A 22,021-nucleotide genomic window follows, 5' to 3' on the forward strand; every position below is an offset into this window, starting at 1 on the left:
TTATAAAAATGGCTAAAGGAAGTTTTACAAAAGTTAAGCAGCATGATATGCGCGACTGTGGAGCAGCATGTTTATCCTCGGTTGCCTCTTATTATGGATTGGATATTCCTATTGCGAAGATTCGCCAATTGAGTCATACAGACACCAAGGGTACCAATGTGCTCGGCATGATACAGGGCTTGACGGCTATGGGCTTTAATGCGAAAGGTGTAAAAGGAAATATTGATGCCCTGATGAGTATTCCGCTTCCAGCTATTGCCCATGTACAGCTTGAAAACCAATTGCATCATTATGTCGTTATCTATAAGGTTGATAAAAAACAGGTAACGGTGATGGATCCCGCTTATGGGCGTCTAGAGAAATACACACGTGCCGACTTTGATAAGATATTCTCAGGTGTACTTATTTTGATGGAAACAAATGTGTATTTCCATCAACGAAACGAGAAAGTAAGTAACTATCAACGGTTTTGGAACCTGATAAAACCGCATAAATCTATTGCCGTCCAGGCTATAATAGGTTCTATTGTATATACCGTTCTGGGGCTTTCTACCTCTATTTACATTGAAAAAGTAACGGATTACGTTTTAGTAGATGGCAATCGACGCCTCCTAAATCTATTATCCATCATTATGGTGCTGATTTTGTTCTTTCAGATCTTTATTAGTAGCATGAAAAGCTTGATGGTCCTACAGACGGGGCAGAAGATTGATAAACATTTAATATTAGGGTACTACAAACATTTGCTAAGCCTCCCGCAGCGTTTCTTTGATACGATGAAGGTCGGTGAGATTATCTCTCGAGTGAATGATGCCGTTAAAATTAGAACGTTCATTAATGATGCTGCACTACAGATTGTCGTCAACATTTTTATTGTGCTCTTTTCTTTTGCCTTGATGTTTACCTACTCCTGGAAGTTGGGGCTTATTGTGGCATTGGTCATCCCGTTTTATCTCTTTGTTTATTGGGTTAGTAATAGGTTGAACAAAAAGGTCGAACGACGCCTCATGGAAGAAGGGGCCGAACTTGAAGCGCATCTCGTGGAATCTTTGAACGCCGTGCGTACTATCAAACAATTTGGTGTTGAAGATTTTGCGAATAACAAAACGGATAATAAGTTTTCAACCTTATTGCGCACCATTTACCGTTCGGTATTGAATGGGCTCTTTGCAAGCAATTCTACCGATTTCTTAGCACGTATCTTTACCATCGTCTTAATTTGGGTAGGAGCGGGCTATGTGATAGATCGGGCCATAACACCTGGAGAGCTACTGTCTTTCTATGCCTTAATAGGTTATTTTACGGGCCCTGTATCGCAACTGATCAGCATGAATAAGCTTGTTCAAAATGCACTAATTGCAGCCGATCGTTTGTTTGAGATTATGGATCTTGAGCGTGAAGCAAGTACCGATAAAATGGATCTTAAAGCGGAGTCTATAGGTAATATTGAATTTAAAGATGTTTCTTTCAGTTATGGATCACGCACCAAGGTATTCGAGCAGTTTTCATGCGTCTTTCAAAAAGGAAAAACAACCGCAATTGTTGGGGAAAGTGGATCCGGTAAAACAACGATAGCCTCACTTTTGCAGAACCTATATCCTTTAAAAGATGGAAAAATTCTGATTGGCGATTATGATATCAATTATCTATCGGTAGATTCCTTACGTCAGTTGGTGTCGGTGGTACCTCAGCATATTGACCTTTTCTCGGGCAATGTGATAGAAAATATTGCGCTGGGCGAAGAATATCCCGATATGCAACGTATTATTGATATAGCGAAGTCCTTGGGTATTCTTCCGTTTATTGAGAAGTTGCCAAATGGATTTCAAACATACTTAGGCGAAAATGGTGCTTTATTATCCGGAGGACAGAAACAACGTATCGCTATAGCACGTGCTTTGTATAAAAGTCCGGAGATTCTTATTCTCGATGAAGCAACCTCTTCATTGGACACTTCTTCGGAGATTCTTATTCAAGAGACCCTTCAAACGTTGCGTTCAGCAGGAAAAACAATGATTATTATCGCTCATAGACTGAGTACGGTAGCGATGGCAGACCATATAATGGTGCTTCACGAAGGGAAAGTTGAGGAAGAAGGCACACATACTGAACTTTTATCAAAAAAAGACTCTTTGTATAAAAGCATGTGGGATAAGCAGTTATTGCATTTAAATGGTTAAAAATGTAGTTTTTTTAGGAGGAAAATGAAAATATAACCTGTAGTTGTGGTGGGGGAAGCTTGCAGTTTGCATCTTTGTAGTGGTTAGTAAAGCGTGTTACAAGAACGTAAGCGTATTAAAGTTTGTTTAACTACTATCTTTCACGGGGATAGCATTCAACTTGGATACTTTTACTTCTTAGTAAAACAGTGTGATTTATTTTTATGGGTAAAAATATCTTACTTTAAAGGAGGTGTCCGTTCAACACCTCCTTTTCCTTTTTATATAACTTCCGGAACGATTTCCGATATATCGTATATGGACTATTTTAGAATCGCTTCAGCGGTTATGCTGTAAGATTTTAATTTCTTCTCTAAATCAAAGATTGAGCTCGTTGTCATCAACTCATCAACTTTGAATTCCTCCGCAAAGGCAAGCAATTCTGCTCGTATCGTTTCTTTGTCGCCAATAAAGGTGCAAGCTGTCATTCCGTTTACGGCATTTTCAATTTCTGGGATACCGTCGTAAACTACTTTTTCTGTTGGTGGAGATAGCGGTTTTCTGCTGTTGGTGATAATGCCGGCAAACATATTGAATAAACTTGTCGATAAGAACTGTGCTTCTTCATTACTTTCTGCCGCAACAATGTTTACGCAAGCAATAAAATAAGGCTCTTGCAGATAGGTTGATGGCTTGAAATTCTTTCTATAGATTTCTGACGCTTGGCCTAACATTGCGGGAGCGAAATGTGCTGCGAAAGCATAAGGTAGGCCAAGCTCGGCCGCCAAATATGCGGAGTCTGTACTTGATCCCAATATGTATAACGGTACTTGCTGTCCTTCACCCGGAAAAGCTCTTACCTTTTCCATAGGGTTTTCATTTTCGAAATAGTTTAATAAAGCCTGCACATCGTCCTTAAAATAGAATGACGTATTTAAGTTATTGCGACGCAAAGCCATGGCTGTAAGCTGGTCGGTACCCGGCGCTCGTCCGAGACCCAAGTCAATACGGTTAGGATACATAGCTTCCAAGGTTCCAAACTGTTCGGCAACCGTCAGCGGAGCATGGTTAGGTAGCATGATGCCTCCCGATCCTACACGTAAAGTCTTCGTTTGTCCTGCGATATGTCCAATGAGTACCGCTGTTGCAGAGCTGGCGATATAAGGCATATTATGGTGCTCGGCGAACCATAAACGTGTGTATCCTAAAGATTCTATATGTTGGGCTGCATGCACAGAACGCTCAATGGCGTCCTTTGTATTTGAGCCTTTGGTGATGTGCACTAAATCTAGTGCTGATAATTTCAGTGAATTCATAATCTAAAATTACGAGCTTCTACATAAAGGCGTGTAAAGCTATTGTCAATATGCTGTTTGAAGCTTAAAGTATGACCAGAATAAGACGATTGGCCTCCTTTTGTATGGGTACTGTTACAAAATAATGGCTTCGAATAGATCGATTTGGTTACTTTTGTAAAAAAAGGTTCATGCAGATTCTTGTAATTGAAGATGATAGCCGTATCAGCACCTTTTTAGTTAAAGGTCTAGAGGAGTGCGGTTATTTAACAACGCTATGTAAAAGTGCTGAGGAGGTGATGGAAAACCAATACCTACAGATGGATTGGGATCTTATCATTCTTGATGTGATGCTTCCAGGGATGGACGGTGTCCAATTTGTGCAAACATTGCGTTATAAGAAGAATTATACCCCCGTGCTGATGTTGAGCGCCCTAAATGCGGTACAAGATAAAGTAGCCGCCTTAGATTATGGTGCCGACGACTACCTAACGAAGCCTTTTCATTTTGATGAGCTCCTTTCACGTATCAAAGCATTGACACGACGCCAGCAATATCAGCAGCAGGAAGCGCCAAAGCCCGGCTTTTGGTTTGGTGATCTGCAAGTCGATTTGGAACAATATCAGGTTACCCTAAAGGGTGAAGTGGTCGATTTGTCGCCCCGTGAGTTTAAACTATTGATTTACCTCATGGAAAATAAAAATAAAACCGTTAGTCGTATTCAGATTTTAAATGCGGTGTGGGGAATTACCTTTGAAAACCATACCAACGTGGTTGATGTATATATATCTTATCTACGTAATAAAATAGAAATAGGTAAGGATAAATATATTTTTACGGTCAAAGGTGTAGGATACATGTTTAAAGCTTAACCAATGAAACTCAAGCATCGATTAGCCCTTTATGCTTTATTACTTTTCAGTGTGGTTACACTGATGATTTCTGTTATTATTTATCTTTCTTATTATGCGCAAATGCGTCATAAAGAGTATAAATCTTTGCAGAGCAAGTCATTGTTGGCTGCTATTTATTACTTAGAGCAAGATGAGCTTCCGATGCTGGAGCATGATAATATTCGAAGTCAACTGAACAAAACAATCTCCCGGAAGAATATTGTTGTTTTGGATAGTTTAGACCGGCAGTTTAGCGGAGGGATGATTCTTGATGGAGAGATTAGCAAAGGTTTTATCAAGGAGGTACGTATGCAGAAAGACGCCGTTTTTGAAAGCCAGGATTTCTTCTACAATGGTATTTTCTATGCCGATAATCAAGGAGATTTTGTGGTGATTACGCGAGAACCTAAGTTAGAGTTTAAATCGCAAATGTTTTCCTTGCTAAAAATTCTATGCGTTGCTTTTCTAGTAGGATTAGTTATTATCTACTTGTTTTCCTTGTATTTGGCGGATATCGCTTATCGCCCAATTTTGAATATGGTGAAGCAGCTTAAAGCGCGCGATACGAAGAACTTTAATGAACCTATTCATCTCGAAAAATCCTATTCTGAAATTCAAGATTTAGTCGTTACGTACAACCATTTGGTGGATCGCATTGCGCAAACTTTTACCATTCAAAAAAACTTTATCGATTATGTATCTCATGAATTGCGTACGCCGATAACGGCTTTGCTGGGTACTGTCGAAGTAACGCACACCAAACGAAGGTCGGTTGAGGAGTATGAAAATACAATGGTAGAGCTGAAGCAATATACCTACGACCTACAGGAAACATTGGACCAGATGATGCTTCTTTCGGGAGCGAAAACCAGCTTTGAATTTAAGGAAGTACGGGTTGATGAGATTGTGTGGCAAGTAATTGAGAACATGATTCTCTACCATAACGCACAGATAGAAGTCGATTTGCAAGTGAAGGATAACAGTTTACTACATATGCAGGCCAATGATAAGCTGCTGGAGCTTGCCATCAGTAATATTGTGGAAAATGGCGTTAAGTATTCAAATAATAAATCCATAAAAATATCACTCCGTGAAGAGCATAAACAGCTTGTAGTTTGCTTTGAAGACCAAGGTATAGGTATACCGGCCGAAGATTTGCTCCACATTAAGGAGAATTTCTATCGTGCAAAAAATGCACAAGGCTTTCAAGGCAAGGGGATAGGGTTGTCAATGGCTAATATTATTTTTGTACTTCATGGTATTCAGCTAGATATATCCTCTGATAATCGGGGAACACAGGTAAAGCTTACATTCTAATCAAATTCTAATCTATCTTAGAAACCGCCTTAATCTTATACCGATAGTTTTGTGGTAAAAGATAAATTAAGGTGAAAAAAATCTATTTAACAGTTTTCAGTCTAGTTGCAGCTTGTGTGGTGCAGGCGCAAAGCTATTCACTGGCAGATTTAGAATCTGCCTTTTTGACGAATAATTATGCGCTTATAGCACAGAAGTTTAATATTCAGCGCGCTGATGCAGAAATCATTCAAGAGAAAGTATGGAGCAATCCTACGTTCAGCATCAATGAGGTTAATATCTGGAACAATAAGACCGCAGAGACACTTCCCAATCTTTTTGGCAACTACGGAAAGCATCAGCAGCTAGCGCTTGAGTTGGAACAGCTTATTGAGACAGCAGGCAAGCGTAAACATCGCGTGGCACTACGTAAGTTGGAGAAAAATGGAGAGCTCCTAGACTATGAGGAGCTAATCCGTGAGTTGAAAAAAGAGCTGCGCCAAACCTTCAATAGCTTAGGTCAGCAAGAGCAGGTATCACAGCAGTTACATGCCATTTCTGAAAATTTCCAGTTGCTTCATGAACAATATAAACGTCAAGCAAAAGCCAACAACGTAGCTTTAGCCGATGTGTATCGGGTACAGGCCGAGCTTATTGCTTTGCAAAAAGAGGTGATCGCCAACGATGCCGAAAAGAGAGCATCGCTACAGCAGCTGATGGCCTTAACACAGATTCACGATCTTAAAGTTGAACAGCTAACTTTTCCGCCAATTGCCAAAGAACTATCTAAAAAAGTGCCTTTAACATTGTTGACAACAGGATTGGAAGGTAACCTCGGTATTCAGAAGCAAGCCAACGAATTAGCGATGGCTAATCAAGAATTGCTATTGGAGAAAAGTAACCGTAAGCCCGATTTAACCTTCTCGTTAAACTACGATCGTGGTGGTAATATTATGCAAGATTTTGTCGGTGCTGGGGTAAGCTTTGATATCCCGGTTTTCAACCGGAATAAGGGAAAAATAAAAGCTGTAGGCTTTCAAATTGAGCAGGAAAGCTATAAGCTGAAGTCTACGCAGTTTGATGTGGAGCAGAATGTGAAGCGCTTACAGCAACAGCTACAGGCATATGAGGGCTCTTTGGCTCAATGGGATAGCTATCGCTTTGATGAGTATGCGGCTATCGCCGAAAATTACCGTAAGAACTTACAAGAAAAACGTGTTTCACTGATTGAGTTTGTCGACTTTATCAAAGCTTTCCGTGAGTCGCAACAAATGTATGTAGAACTTGTCGCTGATTACCTAAATACCTATGAAGAATTACAATATGTCGTTGGAAAAGATTTCTAAAAAGATGATGAACACAAAATACCCAGGTATACTTTTGGCTTTAGCTCTGATGAGCTCTTGTGGTTCCTCGACGGAGCAAGCAAAAGATGTAGCAGAAACGGATAAACCTGCTTTCTGTCTCAATGAAACCTTAAAGAAGACCACTCAAATTCAAGAGGTGGACGAAGAAGCTATCAAGGAACAATTAACCTTGTCGGGGAAGGTTGAATACAATGAGAATGACCTCGTTGCTTTCCGGAGTTTACTCGATGGTGTCGTAGAACAGGTTCGTTTTGAGCTTGGTGATTATGTCACAAAAGGACAGGTCTTGGCGACTATTAAATCATTGGATATCCAAGATTTATATAGACAGCAGCAGTTCCAGCGCAATCAAATCAGTCTTTTAGAGAAGCAAAAAAGTGCTAAAGAAGCGCTATTGGGCGATGGTTTAATTTCAGGACCGGAGCTTGTAGAAATCACACATGAGCTTGAGGGTGCAAAAATTGAGCTGCAGCGTATAGAAGAGTCTTTGCAGTTGTTTAAAGCTGCAGGTAATGGGTCTTTCCATATTGTAGCGCCTAAGAATGGATATATCGTGCAGAAAGCCGTTAGCTCTGGACAAACAATTATGAAGGAAGGTGATCCTTTATTTTCCATTTCGAATTTGAAAGAAGTATGGGTGATGGTTAATATTTATGCGAGCAATTTGCGCTATGTACATACCGGTGATGCGGTTCAGGTACGTACGATTGCTTACCCTGATCAGGTTTATAAAGGACGTATTGATAAGGTATATAATGTGTTTGACGATGATGAACACGTATTAAAAGCGCGTGTTGTTCTTGAGAATCAAAAGCTAAGCTTGATGCCTGGTTTGAGCGCGGATATTATCATCGACAAAAAGAATGATTTAGGAAGAGGTATTCCTATTCCACAAAAAGCAATTGTCTTCAGCAATAATAAGCAATATGTGCTTCAATATACAGACGATTGCCATATTGTTCCTAAACTTATTGAGCCTGTAGCGAGCAACGGAGAGGTAGTTTATGTCAATAAAGGAATTAGTGCAAAAGACAAAATTATTACTTCGAATGCGCTGCTCATCTTTGAACACTTAAATCAGTAAGCAATCATGAAGAAATTTGTGCAAAATATCGTGACGTTCTCGTTGCGAAATACAACTTTGGTTTTATTTCTGGTCATGTTGCTTCTTTTTTCTGGGGTTTATGCATTGTTTCATACCCCTATTGAGGCTTTTCCAGATGTAACCAATACCCGTGCGCGGATTATCACGCAATGGCCAGGAAGAAGTGCGGAGGAGATGGAGAAATTGGTGACTTTGCCTATTTCTAAGGAAATGAACAGTATTCCTCGCAAAGCTAATATTCGTTCTATTTCACTGTTTGGCTTGTCTGTCGTTACCGTTCAGTTTGAGGATGGTGTCGACGACTTTTATGCGCAGCAGTATGTGTCGAATAAGTTGGGCGGAGTAGACTTGCCAGAAGGGGCAGATGCTGATATTGAGCCACCTTCGGGTGCAACGGGCGAAATTTTTCGCTACGTCATAAAAAGTGATTTACCACTAAAAGAGGTTACCGCATTGCAAGATTGGGTCATTGAGCGGGAGCTTTTATCTGTCCCTGGCGTTGCCGATGTTGTGAGCTTTGGTGGTGAGCAAAAGATATATGAGATACGCATCAACCCAACAGAGCTGAAAAATTTTAACCTGTCGCCACTTGATGTTTATGAAGCAGTGTCTAAGTCTAATATCAATGTCGGTGGTGACATGATAGAGCAAGGTGACCAAGCGTACGTTGTGCGCGGGGTAGGTCTCTTGGATAATATTGAAGACATTGGCAACATCACCATTAAGCTGAATGGATCGACTCCGGTGCTTATTAAAAATGTAGCGGAAGTTAAAGTATCTAATAAGCCCCGTTTAGGTCAGGTAAGTTTTAACCAGATGGATGATGTGGTGGAAGGCATCGTGATTATGTTGCGTGGTGAAAACCCTTCGGCAGTTATAAAAAGCTTAAAGGCGAAAGTTGAAGAACTAAATACGCGCGTATTACCTGAACATACCCATATTGAAACCGTAATTGATCGTACCCACTTGGTGAATAATACGGTATTTACGGTATCTAAAAACTTGATAGAGGGTATTCTTTTGGTTTCGTTAATCGTTTTTGTATTTCTCTACAACTGGAAATCGACCTTTATCGTTGCCTCCGTTATCCCTTTAGCCTTCTTGTTTGCCATTATTATGTTGCGCATCCAAGGGTTACCGGCCAATTTGATCTCTATGGGGTCGTTGGATTTCGGTCTACTATTGGAGGGGACGCTCGTCATTGTCGAGACGGTATTTGTCGCCTTAGCGACGATGTCGCATCGTGTAGGACCAGAGCGCTTTGCGAAGATGTCTAAGATGGGCGCTATTAAGAAAAGTGCGGGAAGCGTAGCTTCGTATATTTTCTTTGCGTTGTTAATATTGATCGTTGCCTTGCTACCGATTTTCTCTTTCCAAAAAGTAGAAGGTAAAATGTTTACTCCCTTAGCCTTTACGTTGGGTTATGCTTTACTAGGCTCACTGATCTTAAGTTTAACGTACGTTCCGGCAATGTGTAAGCTTTTGTTTACCAAAAATATTGAAGAGAAAGAGAACTTTGTTACGCGCTTTTTTCAGCGTGGTATCTACGGGTTATATAGATTAGCATTCCGCTTTAAGAAAACATCTATTGCCGTCTTTGTAGCCTTGTTGGCTATTTGTGGCGTACATTTCGCACATTATGGCTCGGAGTTTTTACCGAAGCTCAATGAGGGTGCTATCTATATTAGGGCAACTTTACCAAATAGTGTAAGCTTGAAAGAGTCGACACGTTTGGCGAAGGAGATGAAAGGATTGATGGTGAAAGATATGCCGGAGATTGATTTTGTGCTTACCCAAACGGGTAGACCAAATGATGGTACTGACCCGACAGGTTTCTTTAATATCGAATTCAACTTGCAGCTGAAGGATGAGAAAGATTGGACGCGTAAAATTAGTAAGGAAGAAATTATCCAAGAAATGCGTCAACGTCTCAACCATTATCCTGGAATTGTTTTCGGCTTTAGCCAACCGATCCAAGATAATGTGGAGGAGTATGTAGCAGGTGTGAAGAGCTCTTTAGTGATCAAAATTTTTGGTGACGACCTCTTTGACTTGGAGAAATATGCTAATCAGGTAGCTGCGAGTATCACGAAAGTGAAAGGTGTTGCCGATGTTAATGTTTATAAGAATATTGGTCTTCCAGAGCTTCGCATTCAGCTTCATGATAGCAATATGGCGAAATACGGAGTGAACACTGCGGATGTGCAAGCTGTCATCGCGATGACTATCGGCGGGCAGGCGGCGACCAAGTTTTATGAAGGAGACCGTCAGTTTGATATTGTCTTACGCTTTGAAGAGCAGTATCGCGACACTCCTGAAAAGATTGGTAATATCTTAATCACGACAGAGAATGGACAGCGTATTCCGTTGCAAGAAATAGCAACAATCAGCTACCATACAGGTCCTGCATTTATCTATAGAGAGGCAAACAGCCGCTATATTGGTGTCGGTTTCAGTATCGATGGGCGTGACTTAGGAAGTACTATCCATGAGGCGAAAGCCTTAGTGGCGAAAGAGGTGAAACTCCCAAGAGCTAACCATATGGAATGGGCTGGAGAGTTTGAAAGCAAGGAGCGTGCTACGCAGCAATTGGCGCTTGTCGTTCCGATTTCGTTGGTGCTTATCCTGTTGTTGTTGTACTTCAACTTTGGCAATATAAAAGATACCGCGATTTCCTCGCTAACGCTAGCTTTTGCATTTATCGGTGGCTTTATTTCCCTTTGGGCCACGGGTACCATCTTTGGTATCTCGGCAGGTATTGGTTTTATCATCCTCTTTGGGGTAGCCACGATTGATGGTATTGTCCTCATCGGGGTGATTCGAGAGAACCTTGCCCATCGGATGCTGCTGAAAGACGCTATCGATTTAGGTGTTAAAAGCCGTATTCGTCCGGTGGTGATGATTGCTTTGATGGGGTCGATGGGATTACTGCCAGCTGCCTTATCTACAGGTATGGGCTCGGAAATTCAGAAGCCCTTAGCGATTATGATTGTGGGTGGATTGATTGTATGTTTAATCCTATCTTTCACCATTGTGCCTGTTGTATTTTACTTGGCCAACCGTAAAAGTCATCCTTAATAGCAATAAAGTTTTGCCATAGAAATGTAAAGGTAGGTATCGCTTGGCGATACCTACCTTTTTTATGCTCCTTACTTGGATGCTTCGCATGGCAAAGCAATAGGCCATTAAAGAATAATCATTATCTTTGCGACCATGAAGAAAAAAGAAACGAAAGCTGCAAAGCAACCTACTTTTGAAAGACCAGTAGAAGGTTATTTTCACCAGTTGTCACAAACTTTTACAGAAGGAAGCCAGGCTGGTTATGCCCTTTTTCTTATTCTTTTGTTTTTCGGCGTCATGGGATTGATATGGATGATTCCATTTCCACAGTTTGATTTCTTAGTACGCCTGAATATGCATACCTTCTTAAACTGGGGGTCCTTTTTCATTGCTGTCGTTATCTATTTGTACTTGCGCTTAGCACCTACTTTATCGTATGCTATACTTTTCTCGATAGGAGTGATGAGCTTCTTTATCGTTCAGATGGAATATTGGGAGCGTGCTGGTGGTCCTGCCGTTTGGTTAATCAGCTTGATCGTTGCTTTAATCGGTATTGGCGGATTAATAGGTCTTTCACGTACAGAGAAAAAGACAATTTACGGTCGAGATTTATGGTTCTTAATCCGTATTGGACCAATCTGGTTATGGTCGAAGGTATTCGATAAATTGAAAATAAAATATTAACAAATAACGGGAGTGTAAATCCTGTAAAGCTTAAAAATATCCGTTAGACCAAAGGGTGTAACGGATATTTTTTTGTACAGCTAACACGGTGATTTGCAGATATCGTTAATGAAATAGCAATTTGCGTAAATAGCAATCGAGCGCTAATTTTCTGCTCTTATTTCGATTATCAATAAGTTATGACTTTTTCGGGTAATTTAGGTTAAGAGTTGGTGAGTTATGGTTTATTGGTAGCTGCGCTCAGTATTTATTTTTGTGATAGCCGAATTATGATAACAAGTTGGCTATTACTTGTAAGGCCTATGAATCCTTATTTTTTATGGTTATCGCATGTTCTTTAAGCTGTAATTACTAGTCATGACTACCGCTTTCTAACCTCAATTCTATGATGAACAAAAAACTACTATTTCTAACAGCAGGTTTTGTGTTTTCTGGACAGCTACTATTTGCACAGAAAAACATGACCGGCAAAATTGTGGATCAAGCAACCAACCAACCAATTGTTGGCGCTACCATCCGAAATGTGACAACCAATAAGGTGACCACCTCTGACGCAAATGGAGAGTTCTCTATTTTGGTTAATCCTGGTGATCGTATTCAATCTATGTTTATTGGCTACAGCCAAAATCAAGTGGTTTGGGATGGTGTCTCCGCTTTGCGTTTATCCCTTTCCGATGTAAGTCAATCGATTGATGAAGTCGTGGTGACGGGTTACGGAAATACCACGAAGAAATCATTTACAGGTTCTGCGGCCGTGATTACCAAAGAGCAGTTTAAAAATATTCAAGCAACCAGCATTGGCGATGTCCTGCAAGGTAATGCGAGTGGTGTAATGGCGATTAGTAGCTCTGGACAGCCAGGTGAAGAGCCTGCTATTCGTGTGCGTGGTATCGGTTCTATCAATGCGAGCAGCTCACCATTGATCATCTTGGATGGTTCTCCGTTTGATGGTAGCATAAATAGTATTAATCCGAGTGATATCGAGTCATTGACGGTCTTGAAAGATGCGTCAGCAACCTCCATTTATGGCTCGCGTGCGGCAAACGGTATTATCCAAATTGTAACGCGCCAAGGTAGAGGAGAGCCTAAAATCGATTTTAGTCTGTTGACAGGAGCATCATCGCGTGCGGTTAGCGAGTATAAAACGGTAGATGCGAAGCAGTACTACGAATTGACATGGGAGGCTTTGCGCAATGATGCGCGTATTGACAACAGTTTGTTGGCTACGAATAATGTGAAAACGGTAGAAGAGTATGCTTCTAAATTAACGCTACAACGTTTGGTGTATAATCCGTTTGATAAGGCGCAGCCTTTCAGTGCTGATGGAAAAATTATCGCTGGTGATAAATTGCGTTGGGATAGTAACTGGATGGATGAAATGTTGCGTACAGGTCTTCGTCAGGATATGAATGTGAACATTTCCGGAGGCGATAAGGAGCAGCGTACGACTTACTTTATTGGTGGTGGTTACTTGAAAGATCAAGGGATTATCAAATCGTCGGATTTTATACGTTACTCCGGAAGAGTAAGCGTTAACTCTAAAATTAAGGATTGGTTACGCGTTGGTGTTTCTTCAAACATAAGTAAATCAGATCAGAACTTCCCATACCAAGGTACCGCCTATGGATCTAATATTTTAGCTTTCGCGCGCGGTATAGCACCGATTTATCCTGTCCACTTAGTGAATTTTGAAACAGGAGAGTATGAATTGGATAGTCAAAAAAATCGTATCTACGATTTTGGAAATAACTTACCAAATTCGACAGGCAGTCGTCCAACGATTTATAGAAGACCGTATGTCGAAGGACAAAATGTGGCGGCAACCAATTCGTTAAATCCAGTAACTAATGGACGCTTGACAGTCGTAGGACAGGCCTTTGCGGAGGTTTCTTTACACCGTACCTTGTCGTTCAAAACAAATTATTCCATCACACACAATTCAATTCAAAATGATGTGTTTTGGAATCCTTTCTTTGGAGATGGAACGACGACAAAAGGTTTCGCCTCGCGTGGCGTAAGTTCTTTGTATTCGCAAAACTTTGTGAATACCTTGACCTACAACAACACGTTTGCAGATGTACATCAATTAAATTTGGTTATTGGTTCAGAGTCTTATAAAAATAAAGCACAATATACCTATGCTTCACGCACAGGATTTACGTTCTCCGATCCCAAAGAGGTTTCTTATGGTACCATTGCTGCGGCAGACGGGACAACAAATGAAAACCGCTTAGAGAGTTATTTCGCACGTCTTGGTTATAGCTTCTCGAGCAAATATAACTTAAGTGCTTCCCTTCGTCGTGATGGTTCTACACGTTTTCATAAAGATAACCGTTGGGGTACCTTCTACGCTGTTGGTGGATCGTGGAATCTAGAACAAGAGGATTTCTTGAAAGACAATACGGTTGTATCTACGTTAAAGCTTAAAGGAAGTTATGGTACCTCCGGAAATGAAGGTTTACCAACAAGTTTTCCATACCTCGGTACCTACGATTCGGGCGCTAGTATAGGGACAGACCCTGGTTCGGTTATCAAGACTGTACCAAACCCAAAACTTACTTGGGAAAAGTCTAATCAGTTGGATGTGGGTACGGAGTTTGGCTTCTTAAAAAATAGATTTATAGGATCTTTAGTATACTTCAATCGTAATTCAGATAACTTATTGTACTATCGTCCGCTACCGAACTCTAGCGGTATTGAGCAGATTGCTGATAATGCCGGAGGTATGAAGAACACAGGTTTAGAGTTCGACTTTACGAGTAAAAATATTATCAAAACTGATTTCAGCTGGTCTACGAGCTTTAATATCACCAAGCTAAAGAACAAAATTACGAAGGCTGCACCTGGATCTACGCAAGTAGAAGGAGAAAGCTATTATACGTTCCGATTAAAAGAGTATGCTGGTGTTGACGCAGCCGATGGTAAAGCGATGTGGTATATGGATGGTAAAGATGGTAATAAGGTAACGACTAAGAATTATCAAGATGCACCATGGTATAACCTTGGTGATGCTATTCAGGATTATACAGGAGGTTTGAAAAATGATTTCCGTTATAAATCATTTGATCTATCGATTTTAGCATCCTTTGGTATTGGAGGTGAATTTTACGATAGCAACTACCTTGGCTTAATGAGTGGTATTTCTGGCTCCGGACAGAATGCATCAAGCGATGTCGCAAAAAGATGGCAAAGCCCAGAGCAACCTGGTAACGGTGATATCCCGATGTTGCAAACTATTGATAAAACGCAAAACTCAGCATCTACACGATTCTTGTATGATCATACATTCGTTCGTGTGCGTAACATTACGCTAGGTTACAACTTACCTAATGAGCTATTGAGTCGCGCACAAATCAGAAATGCACGTGTTTATTTCAGCGTACAAAATCCGTTCACTTATTTCCCGAATGCACCGAAAGGAGCAGATCCAGATTCTGGCATCACGGCACGTGCAACGAATAGCAATACAACTCCGAACAAATTTGTGTCCTTTGGTTTGAATATTAGCCTTTAACATTGAACAACATGAAAAAAATACCTTATATACTTTCTTTTGTTATGGTCTTAGGACTAGCAACATCTTGTAAGAAAGATTTTTTAAATGACCCTAAGCCGGGTGATGGCTCCTTGACGGATAATATTATTTTCTCTACAAAAACGGGAGCTGTGAATGCGCTGACAGGATTGTACTGGATTTTCCGCTCCGAAAACTATAACGGTTATGGTGGCGAAGCGACAGGAGCGGGCTATTTGACAAACCGAGGTTTGCAAACGACGATGTTCCATTTCGAAATGAAAGGTAATGATATATTAGATATCTATGCCGGTACATACTATTGGGGTAATGAGGGTACTTGGGTAGAAGGATATTACAATAGAAATGCAGATGGACCTCGTACGCGTCAGATCTGGGATATGTTTTATAAAGCTATCAATAATGCGAATGCCATTATCTTGAATGTACCTAATGTGACAGATGCCTCGGAAGACGAGAAAAAGCAACTTATTGCAGAAGCAAAGGTAATTCGTGCTTACAGTTACTTCTGGTTAGCCCGTGTATATCAAAAGAGCTACGCTATAAATCCTGATGCACCAGCAGTACCGATTTATACAACGCCTGCCAACAGTGAGACAGTAGGAAACAAGCGTTCTTCTTTAAAAGAGGTATACAGCTTGGTTGTTGCTGATATTGAAGACGGATTGAAGAATTTGACGGAAGCTCGTCCTTCAAAATACCGTATCAACTTAAATGTGGCGGAAGGTATTGCAGCGATGATTTATCAAGAGCTAGCGATGGCCGATGCGACTTTATGGGATAAGGTGATTAAAAATGCTAAAGGAGCGGTAGAAGGATACCCTTTGATGTCTAATGCACAGTATAAAGAAGGTTTCAATAACTTGGCAAATCCAGAGTGGATCTGGGGATTCCCAGTACCTTCGGATCAATCGTTAAGTTTCCATTCATTGTTTTCATATATTGACCAAGAGAATGGTTATTATAAAAACCTATACGCGAATGTGGCATTATACAATTCATATTCTGCAACCGATGGACGTAGAAGTTTGTTGATTTCTAGGGGGTATGACCCCGTTACTTATCCTTTATATCAGCGCTATACGGATAAATTCCGTTCGCGAACAAAAGGAGTGATGGAAGGTGATATTTTGGTGATGCGTTCGGCTCAATTGTTGTTGATTGAAGCAGAAGCTTATGCACAAAAAGGAAATATTCAAGCGGGTATTGATAAGCTGTATGAATTGCAGGTATTGCGTGACCCAAGTGCAACGAAATTGGCTGTAAGTAGTAAAGATGCACTTGTTGATGCTATTTTAGTTGAACGCAGCAAAGAGCTATATGGCGAAAATGGACAGTTATATTTCGACTATAAACGTTTACAGAAGAAGTTCGTTCGTACGGGTAATCATCCAAATAAAGTGTCGATTGAACCTACCGATGTACGTTGGGTATTTAGAATACCACAAAAAGAAATGGATGCCAACAGATCACTTGTGGTAGCCGATCAAAATCCTTAATTTAAATTGATGTTTTTACCTAGCGCAGACCGATGAGGTTTGCGTTAGGTGTTTTTACGAAATGAATATGATGCTAAACACAAAGTTTAAAAATGTTTTAATGTCTTTGTTCTTGATGGGAACATGTAGTACGGTGGTGCAAGCGCAGAAATACCCGATAGATACACTACAGTTTCAAGGAACAGATAAGAAAGTAGTAAATTTGGTGATTCTTGCCGACGGCTATACCAAAGAAGAGATGGGCAATTTTCATGAAGACGCTAAGCGCTTCACCGATTATTTCTTTAAGACGGAGCCTTTCCGTCAATATGCGAATTTCTTTAATGTATATGCCATCAATACCCCTTCGCAAGAGTCGGGTGCAGCACATAGTGGCACAGCTTCCGATTGTCCGAAAGTTGAACATGGACACAACCATTTGCCTGACCGATTTAATGAATTTCCAAAACGTATAGCGGTACCAGAAGGTAATCCAAATACTATTTTCGGCAGTAGCTTTGATAATTATGGTTTGCACCGCTTGGTCATTCCACAAAAAGTAGATGTCATAGAAAAGGTATTGGCCGACCATATTCCTAATCCTACGCAAGTGGTTATCTTGGTGAACTCACCTTTTTATGGCGGTTCAGGCGGTAAGTATGCAACAACAACGGTCAATGCATCGAGTAATGATATCGCAGTACATGAAATTGGTCACTCTTTCGGTATTCTAGCCGATGAATATTGGGCAGGCAATCAATATGCTATCGAAGGACCTAACCGTACACAACATGCGGACCCAGCGATGGTGCCGTGGAAACACTGGTTGGGCACCAACGGTGTTGGTATTTACGCCTACGGCGGAAACAACTCGCCCGCAAAATGGTTTAGACCGCATGAGTTTTGTAAGATGCAATATCTTGTAGCTCCTTTCTGTAATGTATGTCAAGAGGTCTTTGTTGATGTTATCCACCAGAAAACAGACCCTATCGTGGGAACACGACCAGCAGCCGATCAGCCTGTTGATGCTGCAACCGCGCGTCTATTTTCGTTGAAATTATTGAAGCCTTCACCAAACACTTTGCAGGTAAAATGGTTTTTAAATGAAGACCTTATTGCGCGTAATTTGGATTCCGTTTATCTGAATAAAGGAATGCTGTTTGCTGGCAATAATGTATTACGTGTAGAAGTGCGTGACACGACAGATTTGGTGCGTACGCCAGAGAAACAACAGTTTTTGTATGAGACAAAATGGATTGTCAACAATAGCCAAGTCGTTGATCTTGCAGCACCGCAGTTTACGTGGGGAGATACGCTGGAAACCTGTTTTGATGGTTATCAAGCATTGAGTATTAAGCAGCCAGAAGCAGGCGTTGTTTACAATTGGTACACATCAGAGGCAGCAAGCCAGCCATTTGCGACAGGTTCAAACTTGATTACGCCAAGTATGAAAGCAACGACTACGTACTATGTAGAGGCTGTTTACTTAGGTAAGAAATCAAAACGGTCGGCTGTGTTGGTAAAAGTATTGCCAGAAATTGAAGCACCAAAGAAGTTTAAAGTAGAAAAGGAAAAAGGAGGGAAGACCATTCGTATCACACTTTTAGAGAAAGAAGACAAACGATACAGCTTCTTATGGAAAAAAGAAGATGGTACAATTTTGTATGAATGGGATGAGTTTAGTGGCGAATACATGCGTACGGATAAATTTAATAATGTGATGCGCATTCCTGCCACAGCAGGCACAACAAAGGTGTATGTGCAGAAGGTTAATAATGAAATGACTTGCGTGAGCACGCCTTTGACAATTGAGATTAAGTAATAAAGAAACGTATTTTTCGTTATTTTTGTAATCTGTATTGTTTTGTTAGCAAAATAGGTATACTGTTAACTAGTATCGGTTAATGCTTATTGCAAGACATTGCCGAACTTTAAATAAAAAAAATTAAGCTATGTTGAAAGGATTTTTTAATGTTCCTGCTCCTGTAAATGAGCCTGTGTATTCTTACGCACCCGGAACAAAAGAAAGAGAATTATTGCAAGCTGCTATTGTTGAGGCAAGAGCACAAGAGGTAGATATTCCAATGTATATTGGTGGCAAAGAAATTCGTACCGATAAGTTGGGTCGATTAACGCCTCCACATGATCATAAACATCTTTTAGGTCAATATCACCAAGGTGATAAAAGCCATGTCACAGATGCTATAAATGCGGCTTTAGCGGCAAAAGCAGATTGGGAAAATTTACCTTGGGAACAACGCGCAGGTATTTTCTTGAAAGCTGCTGAGTTAGCGGCAGGTAAATACCGTTATAAATTGAACGCAGCGACCATGTTGGGTCAGTCTAAAAACCCATACCAAGCAGAGATTGACTCCGCTTGTGAGTTTACAGACTTTTTACGTTTCAACGTGGCGTACATGACTGATATCTATGCGCAGCAGCCACCAGCGAACAGCAAAGGTGTGTGGAACAGAGTAGAGCAACGTCCTTTAGAAGGTTTTGTTTTCGCTTTGACGCCATTCAACTTCACGGCTATCGCCGGAAACTTGCCTTCTTGTGTGGCAATGATGGGTAATGTGGTTGTTTGGAAACCTTCCAACACACAAATTTACTCCGCTAATGTGTTGATGGAGATTTTCAGAGAAGCTGGTTTACCTGATGGTGTTATCAACTTAATCTACGTTTCTGGTCCTGACGCTGGTGATGTAATTTTCAAACACCCTGATTTCGCTGGTATCCACTTTACAGGTTCTACAGGTGTTTTCCAAGATATCTGGAAAACAATCGGAGAGAACATCCACCGTTACAAAACATACCCACGTATCGTAGGCGAAACTGGTGGTAAAGATTTTATCGTTGCGCACCCTTCAGCAGATTTGAAAGTGTTAAACACAGCGTTAGTGCGTGGTGCTTTTGAATACCAAGGACAAAAATGTTCTGCTGCATCTAGAGCTTACGTTCCACAATCATTATGGGGCGACCTTAAAGGCTTGATGGAGCAAGATATTAAATCGTTCAAAATTGGTGGAACGGAAGATTTCAGCAACTTTATCAATGCGGTTATCGATGAGAAAGCATTTGATAAAATCACAAGTTACATCGACCGTGCTAAAGCATCTAATGATGCGGAAGTTGTTATCGGTGGTACATATGATAAATCTGAAGGTTACTTCATTCATCCAACGGTTATTTTGGCTAAAACGCCAGATTACGAAACGTTATCAGAAGAGCTTTTTGGCCCTGTGTTAACGATTTACGTTTATGAAGATAGTAAATGGGAAGAAACATTATCGTTGGTGGATAAAACATCGATCTACGCTTTAACAGGCGCGATTATTTCGCAAGATCGTTACGCTATCCAGCAAGCTACGCATGCATTACGCAATGCTGCGGGTAACTTCTACATTAATGATAAATGTACAGGTGCTGTCGTAGGTCAACAGCCTTTCGGTGGTGCTCGTGGTTCGGGTACAAACGATAAAGCTGGATCAATGATTAACTTGTTGCGTTGGGTTTCTCCACGTACAATCAAGGAAACCTTCCAGCCGGATACAGACTACCGTTACCCGTTTTTAGGTTAATTTTATAGGGAAGAGGTTACCCCAGTCTGCGGTAACCTCTTCCTTTTTATAGTACATTCGCCAATACCTTCCGCATAGGCAATATTATAGCAACACTATGAAGAATCAAGAACATCGGAAGCCTATCGAGTTTACGGTACCCGCCCATGGTGAAGGGGCTTTTTATATTATGGTGGATATTGGTGCTGATTTCTACGGATACTACCACCGCCATCGTGAATTTCAAATCTCTTATGTCGTAAAAGGGAAAGGGTCTCTCATGCTGGGCAACCTTATTCGTCCCTGTGATAAGGACGAAATATTTTTGGTGAAACCCAATGAGCCCCATCTTTTTTTTAAAGATGAAAGTCTACCCGATAACGATCAGATTCATATCATCCATCTTTTCTTCTCCTTAGATAAGTTAAAACCTTTCTTCGAGATGACGGAGCTGCAAGCGGTGAAGAATTTTTTCTACAACTTGGATACGAGTAAGTCATTGCCGGCAACATATGCCGCGGCGTTGAAAAATCTATTTATTAGTTTAGATGCTGAAGAGGGCGTTTCAAAACTGTTGAAAGTTATCGATGTATTTCGCTTTCTACTCAATCAAGAGCAGCATTTAATATCTATCTATTCGGGTTTAAACAAAGTAGATTTTCACGATTCTGACGGTTTACGTATAAACTCCGTTATCAAATATGCTTTAGATAACTATCGCAAAAATGTAACGGTAGACGAGGTTTCTACTTTAATTCATATGACACCAACGGCTTTTTGTAAGTTTTTTAAGAAACATACAAAGAAAACCTTCGTTGCTTTTCTAAATGAAATTCGAATCGAGAAGGCTTGTCAGCTGCTGGTTAATAAGCGTGCTGAAAATATATCAGAGGCCGCATATCAATGTGGATTCAATACAGCGGTGCATTTTAACCGTGTGTTTCGTAGTATCATGCATATCTCCCCAACACAATTTATTGCAGCACACACCGTAAAGTAGGCGTTTGCTGTCGTCTTTGTAGTTCGTAGAATAATAGCTAGGTTCAAATTCAAGCTATAGCCCTTTCACGTGCTGTGCTAGCTGATTTTCTTATGCATAGGGAATGGGAAATGTATACCTGTAAGTTTCGTGTAGAATTTGCTCACCCTTAAGGTAGCGATACCGCATAAAAAAGGCTTGACAATATTGTCAAGCCTTTTTTATGTTTATTGAAATTACTTTTTGTCGGATCCGGAGCGCTTAAGAATCATAATCGCTTCGTACTGGCTACCATCAAAATGAGGTGCATCAATGGATAGCTTGGTCGGGTAGGGTTTACTTTTATCAAAGAAGTAAACTTTCGTGAGGCTACCATAGTCATTCGTCGGAAATAAATCAGCACAAGCTTCATAATTAGCATGCTCAATATCGCCGACCGCGACAGCATAGACACGTAAAATTCCACCTTTATTTTGTTCATTACGTACAAAGGCTACTTCCTCAAACTTGCCTGGAATATCTCCTATAGAAGGCTGACTGAAGGAGTCCCAAATACCATAGCTCAAAATCAATACCAGTGGAATTAAAATCCACCACATTCTTTTTCTCT

Annotated in this window: 14 protein-coding genes; 12 read left to right on the plus strand and 2 right to left on the minus strand. The window is 40.7% G+C overall.

Features of this window, described 5'->3' with window-relative positions; translation table 11 throughout:
• Window positions 1-8: 8 nt before the first annotated feature.
• Window positions 9-2,180, plus strand: coding sequence for a peptidase domain-containing ABC transporter (locus tag WH223_RS08680; RefSeq protein ID WP_340047184.1), 2,172 nt, complete (start codon window positions 9-11; stop codon window positions 2,178-2,180).
• A gap of 302 nt (window positions 2,181-2,482) precedes the next feature.
• Here the strand turns inward: WH223_RS08680 and WH223_RS08685 are convergent, their stop codons facing one another.
• On the minus strand, window positions 2,483-3,475 hold the full coding sequence (locus WH223_RS08685) for an LLM class flavin-dependent oxidoreductase (RefSeq protein ID WP_340047185.1): 993 nt from the start codon (window positions 3,473-3,475) through the stop codon (window positions 2,483-2,485).
• Window positions 3,476-3,645: 170 nt separating this feature from the next.
• On the opposite strand from WH223_RS08685, the gene WH223_RS08690 reads away from it, so the two are divergent.
• The 11 genes from WH223_RS08690 (at window position 3,646) to WH223_RS08740 (ending at window position 21,432) form a co-directional block, all read left to right on the plus strand.
• On the plus strand, window positions 3,646-4,326 hold the full coding sequence (locus tag WH223_RS08690; RefSeq protein ID WP_340047186.1) for a response regulator transcription factor: 681 nt from the start codon (window positions 3,646-3,648) through the stop codon (window positions 4,324-4,326).
• A gap of 3 nt (window positions 4,327-4,329) precedes the next feature.
• Window positions 4,330-5,664, plus strand: a complete 1,335-nt coding sequence (locus WH223_RS08695) for a sensor histidine kinase (RefSeq protein ID WP_340047187.1) — start codon at window positions 4,330-4,332, stop codon at window positions 5,662-5,664.
• A gap of 71 nt (window positions 5,665-5,735) precedes the next feature.
• Window positions 5,736-6,989, plus strand: coding sequence for a TolC family protein (locus WH223_RS08700; RefSeq protein WP_340047188.1), 1,254 nt, complete (start codon window positions 5,736-5,738; stop codon window positions 6,987-6,989).
• Window positions 6,952-8,094, plus strand: coding sequence for an efflux RND transporter periplasmic adaptor subunit (locus tag WH223_RS08705; RefSeq protein WP_340047190.1), 1,143 nt, complete (start codon window positions 6,952-6,954; stop codon window positions 8,092-8,094). Before WH223_RS08700 ends, WH223_RS08705 begins: the two co-directional genes overlap by 38 nt.
• 6 nt (window positions 8,095-8,100) lie before the next feature.
• A complete protein-coding gene (locus tag WH223_RS08710) occupies window positions 8,101-11,193 on the plus strand; it encodes an efflux RND transporter permease subunit (RefSeq protein WP_340047191.1) in 3,093 nt (1,030 codons plus the stop codon).
• Window positions 11,194-11,328: 135 nt separating this feature from the next.
• Window positions 11,329-11,859, plus strand: a complete 531-nt coding sequence (locus WH223_RS08715) for a hypothetical protein (protein ID WP_340047192.1) — start codon at window positions 11,329-11,331, stop codon at window positions 11,857-11,859.
• A 385-nt stretch (window positions 11,860-12,244) separates the two neighbouring features.
• Entirely contained in the window at window positions 12,245-15,373 is a 3,129-nt protein-coding gene (locus WH223_RS08720; protein WP_340047194.1) for a SusC/RagA family TonB-linked outer membrane protein, read from the plus strand.
• 11 nt (window positions 15,374-15,384) lie between these two features.
• Window positions 15,385-16,893, plus strand: coding sequence for a RagB/SusD family nutrient uptake outer membrane protein (locus WH223_RS08725; protein ID WP_340047195.1), 1,509 nt, complete (start codon window positions 15,385-15,387; stop codon window positions 16,891-16,893).
• A 67-nt stretch (window positions 16,894-16,960) separates the two neighbouring features.
• Window positions 16,961-18,694, plus strand: a complete 1,734-nt coding sequence (locus tag WH223_RS08730) for a M64 family metallopeptidase (RefSeq protein ID WP_340047196.1) — start codon at window positions 16,961-16,963, stop codon at window positions 18,692-18,694.
• Between the two features lie 130 nt (window positions 18,695-18,824).
• Window positions 18,825-20,453: an L-glutamate gamma-semialdehyde dehydrogenase gene (pruA, locus tag WH223_RS08735; RefSeq protein ID WP_340047197.1), complete on the plus strand. Its 1,629-nt coding sequence runs from the start codon at window positions 18,825-18,827 to the stop codon at window positions 20,451-20,453.
• A 97-nt stretch (window positions 20,454-20,550) separates the two neighbouring features.
• Window positions 20,551-21,432 (plus strand): AraC family transcriptional regulator, encoded by an 882-nt coding sequence (locus tag WH223_RS08740; protein WP_340047199.1) that lies wholly within the window; start codon window positions 20,551-20,553, stop codon window positions 21,430-21,432.
• Between the two features lie 215 nt (window positions 21,433-21,647).
• Here WH223_RS08740 and WH223_RS08745 read toward each other — a convergent pair whose 3' ends face one another.
• On the minus strand, window positions 21,648-22,010 hold the full coding sequence (locus WH223_RS08745; RefSeq protein ID WP_340047200.1) for a hypothetical protein: 363 nt from the start codon (window positions 22,008-22,010) through the stop codon (window positions 21,648-21,650).
• Window positions 22,011-22,021 lie beyond the last annotated feature (11 nt).

Source organism: Sphingobacterium sp. MYb382 (assembly GCF_037572665.1).
Lineage (GTDB): Bacteria > Bacteroidota > Bacteroidia > Sphingobacteriales > Sphingobacteriaceae > Sphingobacterium.